This is a genomic window from Methylobacterium segetis (assembly GCF_004348265.1).
GTDB classification, from domain to species: domain Bacteria; phylum Pseudomonadota; class Alphaproteobacteria; order Rhizobiales; family Beijerinckiaceae; genus Methylobacterium; species Methylobacterium segetis.
This window is the reverse complement of the sequence record NZ_SMNT01000151.1, coordinates 1-8,370: the sequence shown is the minus strand read 5'-3', so window position 1 is coordinate 8,370 and position 8,370 is coordinate 1. Positions and strand designations below refer to the sequence as shown.

General features: G+C 72.2%; 9 protein-coding genes and 1 pseudogene. 9 read left to right on the top strand and 1 reads right to left on the bottom strand.

Annotation, left to right across the window (positions count from 1 at the left end; all coding sequences use genetic code 11):
• Window positions 1-414, bottom strand: a pseudogene (locus E1J50_RS24615) (phosphoribosylamine--glycine ligase); the annotation flags it as partial.
• 123 nt (window positions 415-537) lie between these two features.
• On the opposite strand from E1J50_RS24615, the gene E1J50_RS24610 reads away from it, so the two are divergent.
• The 9 genes from E1J50_RS24610 to E1J50_RS24570 form a co-directional block, all read left to right on the top strand.
• On the top strand, window positions 538-1,239 hold the full coding sequence (locus E1J50_RS24610) for a hypothetical protein (protein WP_132256672.1): 702 nt from the start codon (window positions 538-540) through the stop codon (window positions 1,237-1,239).
• 72 nt (window positions 1,240-1,311) lie between these two features.
• A complete protein-coding gene (gene xseA, locus E1J50_RS24605; protein WP_132256670.1) occupies window positions 1,312-2,880 on the top strand; it encodes an exodeoxyribonuclease VII large subunit in 1,569 nt (522 codons plus the stop codon).
• A gap of 106 nt (window positions 2,881-2,986) precedes the next feature.
• Entirely contained in the window at window positions 2,987-3,199 is a 213-nt protein-coding gene (locus tag E1J50_RS24600) for a TOBE domain-containing protein (protein ID WP_132256668.1), read from the top strand.
• 153 nt (window positions 3,200-3,352) lie between these two features.
• Entirely contained in the window at window positions 3,353-3,580 is a 228-nt protein-coding gene (locus tag E1J50_RS24595; RefSeq protein WP_109893612.1) for a DUF4170 domain-containing protein, read from the top strand.
• A gap of 210 nt (window positions 3,581-3,790) precedes the next feature.
• A complete protein-coding gene (locus E1J50_RS24590; RefSeq protein WP_132256666.1) occupies window positions 3,791-4,735 on the top strand; it encodes a ribose-phosphate pyrophosphokinase in 945 nt (314 codons plus the stop codon).
• Between the two features lie 115 nt (window positions 4,736-4,850).
• Window positions 4,851-5,759: a lipase family protein gene (locus tag E1J50_RS24585; protein ID WP_132256663.1), complete on the top strand. Its 909-nt coding sequence runs from the start codon at window positions 4,851-4,853 to the stop codon at window positions 5,757-5,759.
• 151 nt (window positions 5,760-5,910) lie between these two features.
• Complete coding sequence (locus E1J50_RS24580) at window positions 5,911-6,627, top strand: DUF1013 domain-containing protein (protein WP_132256661.1); 717 nt, start codon at window positions 5,911-5,913, stop codon at window positions 6,625-6,627.
• A 128-nt stretch (window positions 6,628-6,755) separates the two neighbouring features.
• On the top strand, window positions 6,756-7,277 hold the full coding sequence (locus E1J50_RS24575) for a hypothetical protein (protein WP_245516741.1): 522 nt from the start codon (window positions 6,756-6,758) through the stop codon (window positions 7,275-7,277).
• Between the two features lie 275 nt (window positions 7,278-7,552).
• The coding region (locus tag E1J50_RS24570; protein WP_132256658.1) for a S1 RNA-binding domain-containing protein at window positions 7,553-8,370 on the top strand (818 nt) is incomplete at its 3' end.

Below are 8,370 nucleotides of genomic sequence, written 5' to 3'. Positions count from 1 at the left end.
GCCCCGCTCGCGCAGGTAGGCGAGGGCCGGATCGAGCGCGGAGAAGCGGGCGAAGGCGGCGGTGGGAATGCCGTAGGCGGCGCAGAGATCCTTGGTGAAGCCCTTGGAGCCTTCGAGCCGGGCGGCGGCCCTCGTCGGCCCGAAGGCCCGGATGCCGGCCTCCGTCAGATCGTCCACGAGGCCCGCGACGAGGGGCGCCTCGGGCCCCACCACCACGAGGCCGATCCCCTCCTGCTCGCAGAAGGCGCGGACCGCCGCGTGGTCCGAGACCGCGAGATCGGGCCGGTTCTCGCCGTGCTGGGCCGTGCCGGGATTGCCGGGCGCGGTGAACAGGCGGGTGCAGAGCGGGCTCTTGGCGAGCGCGAAGGAGAGGGCGTGCTCGCGCCCGCCCGAACCGATCAGAAGGATGTTCATGGGACCGGGGTTTTCCTCAAAAACCGGCCCGGAGGAAAGGAGAATCCGACACGGCGCGCGAGGTCGTGCACGGGAACGGCACTCCGGGGCCGCGGTTTCCCCGCCTGGGGATGGAGGGCGCCCATGGAGCAGGCAGGCGGGCGAGGGCCGCTCACGATCGAGCGGGCCGCGAGCCTCACCCAGACGCTCGCCATCGTCGCGGCCGGGGCCTGGGCGGTCTACACCTTCATCTACGAGGCCCGGATCAAGCCGGGCCTGGAGCCGCCCGCCGTGTCGGTGAAGACCGACCTCGTGAAGGCCGGCGAGCGCGGCGACCGGATCGCGATCCGCTCCACCCTCACCCGCACCAATGTGGGGCATACCGGCGTGCGCATCCTCGGCCTCACCTACAACGTGGTCGGGATCAGCGCCCGCTTCGGCACGGATCCCGGCCGGGAGGGGGCCTTCGCGGCGAGCCTTGCGGGCTCGGCCAGCGTCGGCGCGGCGCGCGACTACGCGCTCGGGGAGCCGGGCAGCGTGATCCTGCGCCACGGCACCCTGTTCGAGGGCGCGACGGAGGGGCCGGCCGAGCCCTCCGACCTCAACCCGGGCGAGACGGTCTCGCGCGATCTCATCCTCTACGCCGACCGTACGCAGTTCGATTTCCTGCGCGTCGAGGTGAGCCTCGCCTACGCCAAGAGCGACGAGCCGCCCGTGCCCCTGCGCTTCGAGGCGGGGCCGGGCGGTCGCCTGTCGCTTCAGCCGCGGGCCGATTGCCGGGCGGAGCCCGGGACCTGCCGGCGCCTGAAGGCGACGGACTTCGCCACCGAGTTTTCCCTCTGGTGAATCGCAGGCGGCGGCCCACCGTGGCCCCGGCGCCCTCGACCATCGCCCCGGGCGGCGCTAGCCTCCCGCCCCATGTCCATCCTCGCCGCCCTGACGCAGCCGCAGCCGAGCCAGTCCGCCGCGACGAACCAGACCGAGTGGAGCGTCGGCGACCTCGCCGCGGCGCTCCGCCGGACGCTGGAGGACGCCTTCGGCCACGTGCGCCTGCGGGGCGAGATCTCGGGCTATCGCGGGCCGCACGGCTCGGGCCACGCCTATTTCTCGCTCAAGGACGGCAACGCGAAGATCGACGCGGTCGTCTGGAAGGGCACGCTCAACCGCCTCCGGCAGAAGCCGAAGGAGGGGCTGGAGGTCGTCGCCACCGGCAAGATCACGACCTATCCCGGCAAGTCCTCCTACCAGATCGTCGTCGAGAGCCTGGAGCCTGCCGGGATCGGCGCCTGGATGGCGCTCCTGGAGGAGCGCAAGCGCCTGCTCGCGGCGGAGGGGCTGTTCGCGCCCGAGCGCAAGCGCCCGATCCCCTACCTGCCGCGCGTGGTCGGGGTCGTCACCTCGCCGACCGGCGCCGTCATCCGCGACATCCTGCACCGGCTGGAGGACCGCTTTCCCCGCCCCGTCCTCGTCTGGCCCGTGCGGGTGCAGGGGGAGGGCGCGGCCGAGGAGGTCGCCGCCGCGATCCGGGGCTTCAACGCCCTCGCCCCCGGCGGCCCGATCCCGCGGCCGGACGTGCTGATCGTCGCCCGCGGCGGCGGTTCGATCGAGGATCTCTGGGCCTTCAACGAGGAGGTCGTGGTCCGCGCCGCCTTCGAGAGCGCGATCCCCCTGATCTCGGCGGTGGGCCACGAGACCGACACCACCCTGATCGACTACGCCGCCGACCGGCGCGCGCCGACGCCCACGGGCGCGGCCGAGATGGCGGTGCCCGTCCACGCCGAATTGACGGCGCAGATCGACGACCTCGGCCGCCGCCAGCGGGGCGCGGTCCTGCGCAAGCTCGACCGGGACCGGAGCGACCTGCGCGCCAGCGTGCGGGCGATGCCGGGCGCCGACGCCTTCCTGGCGGGCAAGCGCCAGCGCCTCGACCTCGCCGAGGCCCGCCTGCGGCCGGCTTTGGCCAACAATGCCCGCACCTTCCGCGACCGGCTCGGCCGCGTGCTGGAGCGCCTCGCCCGCCACCCGCCGGAGCTCGGCCTCGCCCGGGCCCGCGCGCGCCTCTCCGCGATCGACCACCGCCCGCGCACCGCGATCCTGCACCAGATCGGCCGCCGGGCCGACGCGCTCGCCGGCCTCGACCGGCTGCTCGGCTCGCTCAGCTACCGGGCGGTCCTCGCCCGCGGCTACGCCCTCGTCCGGGACGAGACCGGCGCGAGCGTCCGCTCCGCCGCCCAGGTCGCACCGGGCGCCCGGCTGCGGCTCGAATTCGCCGATGGCGGCGCGGCGGTGCGGGCGGAGGGCGAGGGGCCGGAGGCGGACGGCCCGCAGGATGGAGGGCGCCAGCAGGATGGTGAGCGCCAGCAAGAGGTTGGGCGCCAGCAGGACGGGGTCGCCGACGCCCCGCCCGCGCGCCCGGCGCGGCGCCCCGCGAAGCGCCGGGAGCCCACGGCCGACGCGCCGGCAGCCCGGCAGGGCAGCCTGTTCTGAGGCGCCCGGCCCGGTGCCCGGCTTGGCGGGCGGCTTCCCGCCCGGCTTGGCGCGCGCGGGCTCCTGCGCCAGATCGGGCCTCGCGACCCCGCGAGAGGAGACCCCGATGAAGCACGGCGCCCGCAACGACATCCCGGCCGAGGTGGTCGAGATCAAGCACGGCACGCTGATGGCGCAGGTCGAGGTGCGGCTCGTCGGCACCGAGTACCGCATGAGCTCGGTGATGACGCTCGATTCGCTGCGGGCGCTCGGCTTGCAGCTCGGCGACCGCGTCGGCGTGGTCGCCAAGGCGGTGAACGTGCTCCTGACGAAATCCTGAGGCGGGCCGGCGCCCGCGCCGTTCGCCGCCCGCAACCCCCGTCCCCGGCCGGGATGGTTGACGCGGGTGCCGGCGTTTGCGACCCGCTCGGCTGCCCCGGCCCGAGCCCGATCCTTGCTTGCGGCCGGGCGCGAGGGTCCCGAAGGAGAGGGCATGACCACCAGCATCGATAGCGACCAGAAGCTCCACCTCGTGTTCGGCGGCGAGCTGGAACGGCTCGAGGGCGTGCGCTTCCGCGACGTCAAGGGCCTCGACATCGTCGGCATCTTCCCCGACTACGCCTCCGCGCAGGCCGCCTGGAAGGCGAAGGCCCAGGCCACGGTCGATTCGGCCCAGACCCGCTATTTCATCGTGCACCTGCACCGGCTCCTCGAGCCGTGAGGCCGGTCGGGCCGGCCCCGCGTCGGGAGGCTCTGGGGGGGGCGCGGCCGTGCAGGGCAGGGATGCCGCCGGCATGAAGCCATTGTGACGCCCATCCACCGCTGATAAGAGCCCGGCCGGCCGGATCGGTGGTCCCGACGGCCGGGCCGGCGTCATAATCCAGGTTCCGCAGCGCCTCTGGCCCCAGATCCGCGACATGAGTGTGCCGGCATGAAGTCCTCGATCAAGATCATCGCCGGCAATGCCAGCCGGCCATTGGCCGAGGCCATCGCCGCCTACCTCGAGCTGCCGCTCGCCAAGTGCATGGTCCGGCGCTTCGCCGACATGGAGATCTTCGTCGAGCTTCAGGAGAACGTGCGCGGCGAGGACGTCTTCATCGTCCAGTCGACCTCGTTCCCGGCCAACGACCACCTGATGGAGCTGCTCATCATGATCGACGCCGCGCGGCGCTCCTCGGCGCGGCGCATCACGGCGGTGATCCCCTATTTCGGCTACGCCCGCCAGGACCGGCGCACCTCGGGCCGCACCCCGATCTCGGCCAAGCTTGTGGCGAACCTGATCACCGAGGCCGGCGCCGACCGCGTCCTCACCCTCGACCTCCATGCCGGCCAGATCCAGGGCTTCTTCGACATCCCGACCGACAACCTCTTCGCCGCCCCCGTGATGGTGCGCGACATCAAGGAGCGGCTCCCGGGCGGCGACCGCATGGTGGTCTCGCCGGACGTCGGCGGCGTGGTGCGCGCGCGCGCCATCGCCAAGCGCATCGACGCGCAGCTCGCCATCGTCGACAAGCGCCGCGAGCGGCCCGGCGAATCCGAGGTCATGAACATCATCGGCGAGGTCGAGGGGCGCTCCTGCATCCTCGTCGACGACATCGTCGATTCGGGCGGTACCCTCGTGAACGCGGCCGAGGCGCTGCTGAATGCCGGCGCCAAGGACGTCTCGGCCTACATCACGCACGGGGTGCTCTCGGGCGGCGCCGTCTCCCGCATCGCCGCCTCGCGGATGAAGGAACTCGTGATCACGGACTCGATCCAGCCGACCCAGGCCGTGAAGCTCGCCCGCAACATCCGCGTCGCCACGATCGCGCCGCTGCTCGGCGAGGCGATCGGGCGCACGGCCACCGAATCGAGCGTGTCGAGCCTGTTCGACTGAGGCGCGGGCCCGGCCTGTACGCCTTGCGCGGTCGCGCCCTATCTCATCGCGCACAACCGGCCCCGCGCCCGCTGCGCGGCGCCGCAGGCGGGAGAGTTCGGGAGTCGCGCGGGGGATGAACGGGGAAGGCGTCGTCATCGGCATCCACGGGCTCGCCAACAAGCCGCCCGAGGCGGAGAAGGCCCGCTGGTGGAAGACGGCGATCTGCGAGGGCCTCGCCCGCAACTGCGCCGTCCCGGCGGCGGATTTCCCCTTCGCGTTCGTCTACTGGGCGGACCTGCGCCACGACACGCCCCTCGACGACGCACGCAACCGCGAGCCCTACTACGCGGCGGACGGGCTCGGCGCCTTCCCCCGGTACGACCCGGAGCGGGATGCCGGCCGCACCAGCCTCACCGGGCGCCTCTACCACCGGATCGGCCGGCTCCAGGCCGCGATCGGCCTGACGCCGCTCGACGACGCCATCCTCGAGTTCCGCCTCGACGACCTCTGGACCTACCATCAGGACGCGGCTTTCCGGGATGCCGCCCGGGCGCGCCTGATCGATCGGCTCAGGCGCGAGGCCGGCCGCCGCATCCTCCTCACGGCCCACTCGATGGGCGCGATCATCGCCTACGATTGCCTGCGGATCCTGGAGCGGGCGGGCGAGGACGTCCGCGTCGCGCACCTCGTCACCCTCGGCGCCCCCCTCGGCCTCGTCGAGGTCAAGGCGGCGATCGAGGCCGAGCACGGGGATGCCCGCGTGCCCGACACCGTGCTGGCCTGGACGAACCTCGTCGACCCGGCCGACGTCGCCACGGTGGCGGCCGACCTGCGGGCGGAATTCGGCCCGAGCGGACGCGGCGTGCTCCCGGTCGACGTGCCCGTCATCAACGCCTATCGCCGCCCGGACGGGGAGGCGAACCACCACAAATCCTACGGCTACCTGCGCACGCCGGAATTCTCCGAGATCGTCCACGCCTTCCTCGGCGAGACGGGGCGGGCCGCTTCAGGCGCGCCCGGGGCCCGCGCCCGATCATCGTGATTGCGCGGAACCCCTTGGAACCTATATAGATGGCGTTCCCCTTTTACAGCGTGAGACGGGATGCTTCGGCCCCTCGGATGGGCGGGCCGGAGCCCGCGGACCATCGTCCGCAGCGCGCCGCCCGTCCCCGCGCATTCGTTGGAGTTGCCCGATGTCCCAGGGTCCGCTGATGCCGAAGGCGACCGCCGTGTGGCTGGTCGAGAACACCTCGCTGGCCTTCGAGCAGATCGCCGACTTCTGCAAGCTGCACCCGCTGGAGGTGAAGGGCATCGCCGACGGCGAGGTCGCCGCGGGCATCAAGGGCCTCGACCCGATCACCACGGGCCAGCTCACCCGCGACGAGATCGAGAAGGCGCAGAAATCCCCGAACTACCGGCTCAAGGTCGCGGTCTCGAAGGTGAAGCTGCCCGAGGTCAAGCGCACCACGAAGGGACCGCGCTACACCCCGCTGTCGCGCCGCCAGGACCGGCCGAACGCCATCCTCTGGCTGCTGCGCAACCATCCCGAGCTCAAGGACGCGCAGATCATCCGCCTCGTCGGCACCACGAAGTCGACGATCCAGCAGATCCGCGAGCGCACCCACTGGAACTCGGGCTCGCTGCAGCCGATGGACCCGGTGACCCTCGGCCTCTGCACGCAGATCGACCTCGATTTCGAGGTGCAGCGCGCGGCCAAGGACCGTCCGGCCGCGGTGGCGGGCGAGGCGGGCGCCTCCCTCCTGCCGGCCGAGGTCTCCACCGCCGAGCCCGAGGCCGAGTACGACGAGCGCCGCCCGGCGGGCCGCGAGGACCGGCTCGACGCCGATTCGGTCTTCGCCAAGCTCAAGGGCATGCGCCGCACGGACGAGGACGACGACGAGGAGGCGTGAGGCCCGCATCTCGGCGGTATCATTCCGGGCGCGGGGCGGATCGTTAGCCGGCCCGTGTCGCCAAGCGGGCCGACATGCGCGATAATGCCTGTCGCGCATCCCGCGCGGCGACAGGAAAGGAGCGCCCCATGGCCTCCGCCGGCACCGACATCGTGCGTCCCGCCACCCCCGAGCCGCCGCCCGGCCTGCCCGGGCCGCCCGTGCCCTCCGAGCCCGTGACCCTCGCCGATTCCCTGATGGTCGAGGCGGGCTGGAGCCCGGCGAATTTCGGGGAGACGGGCCCGAACCCGCCCTACCTGCGGATCGGCGGCAAGCTCCGGGTCACGCTCTCCGACTACGAGCCCTGCTTCTCCTCCTTCCACCGGGACCGGGTGCTGTTCCGCCGCTCCAAGGTCTCGATGCTGGAGCACCTGCAGAAGTACGACCAGATCATGATCGACCCGGTCGCCTTCGAGGAATGCTACGGGCCGGGGGAGGGGACGGAGGCGATCTTCCCCTTCGGCGCGTGGCTGACGATCCGCGAGGTGAGCTTCGAGGGCCTGGACCTCTGGGGGCGCCGCTGCGGGCGGGTGACCCTGCCGCTGGAGCCGCTGGCGGTGGCCTCCGCGATCTGGCTGCGCAACGCGCCGCGCTTCCCCCTCGAGAGCTGAGGAACCGCCCGAGGCGGTCCGGTTGCCGTCGCGGCGCGGATCGGATAAGGAACGCGCCGATTGTCCGGACGGATGTCTGAGGCTCGCGGCCCTTCCCGGCCCGGCCCGCAGCCGCCGGGAGAATCGCCCTCGACATCGCTTCGAGACTGCGTCGGCCCTTCCCGCGGGGAGGCCAAGCCCGTTCAGGCCCGATCCGGCCGCGGGCGGCGATGGCGGAGGGCACCCGCAACACGAGCCGCCGACGCCGGCCCCGAAAGGGCCATTCAGGAGACAGAATGACTGCTGGTACCGCTGTGCAGAGCGCACCGAGCCGCGAGGATTTCGCGGCGCTGCTGGAGGAGAGCTTCCTCAGCCACGAGATTACCGAGGGCTCCGTCGTCAAGGGTCGCGTCGTCGCGATCGAGAAGGACGTCGCCGTCATCGACATCGGCGCCAAGACGGAAGGCCGTGTCGCCCTCAAGGAATTCCAGGGCCCCGGCCGCGACGGCGAGCTCAGCGTCGGTGACGAGGTCGAGGTCTATGTCGACCGCATCGAGAACGCGCTCGGCGAGGCCGTCATCTCGCGCGACAAGGCGCGCCGCGAGGAGAGCTGGGTCAAGCTCGAGAAGGCCTTCGAGGCCAACGAGCGCGTCACCGGCACGATCTTCAACCAGGTCAAGGGCGGCTACACCGTCGATCTCGACGGCGCCGTGGCCTTCCTGCCGCGCTCCCAGGTCGACATCCGCCCGGTGCGCGACGTGACCCCGCTTCTCGGCACGCCGCAGCCCTTCCAGATCCTCAAGATGGACCGCCGCCGCGGCAACATCGTCGTCTCGCGCCGCACGGTGCTGGAGGAGAGCCGCGCCGAGCAGCGCTCCGAGCTCGTGGCCAACCTCGAGGAAGGTCAGGTCATCGACGGCGTCGTCAAGAACATCACCGAGTACGGCGCCTTCGTCGATCTCGGCGGCATCGACGGCCTCCTGCACGTCACCGACATGGCGTGGCGCCGCGTGAACCACCCGTCCGAGGTCGTGACGATCGGCCAGACGGTGAAGGTCAAGATCATCAAGATCAACCACGAGACGCACCGCATCTCGCTCGGCATCAAGCAGCT

Bases quoted from the DNA above. Each gene is read 5' to 3' on its own strand.
- E1J50_RS24585 (WP_132256663.1), top strand. From the start codon at position 4,851: ATGAACGGGGAAGGCGTCGTCATCGGCATCCACGGGCTCGCCAACAAG.
- E1J50_RS24590 (WP_132256666.1), top strand. From the start codon at position 3,791: ATGAAGTCCTCGATCAAGATCATCGCCGGCAATGCCAGCCGGCCATTG.
- E1J50_RS24575 (WP_245516741.1), top strand. From the start codon at position 6,756: ATGGCCTCCGCCGGCACCGACATCGTGCGTCCCGCCACCCCCGAGCCG.
- xseA (WP_132256670.1), top strand. From the start codon at position 1,312: ATGTCCATCCTCGCCGCCCTGACGCAGCCGCAGCCGAGCCAGTCCGCC.
- E1J50_RS24595 (WP_109893612.1), top strand. From the start codon at position 3,353: ATGACCACCAGCATCGATAGCGACCAGAAGCTCCACCTCGTGTTCGGC.
- E1J50_RS24580 (WP_132256661.1), top strand. From the start codon at position 5,911: ATGTCCCAGGGTCCGCTGATGCCGAAGGCGACCGCCGTGTGGCTGGTC.
- E1J50_RS24600 (WP_132256668.1), top strand. From the start codon at position 2,987: ATGAAGCACGGCGCCCGCAACGACATCCCGGCCGAGGTGGTCGAGATC.
- E1J50_RS24610 (WP_132256672.1), top strand. From the start codon at position 538: ATGGAGCAGGCAGGCGGGCGAGGGCCGCTCACGATCGAGCGGGCCGCG.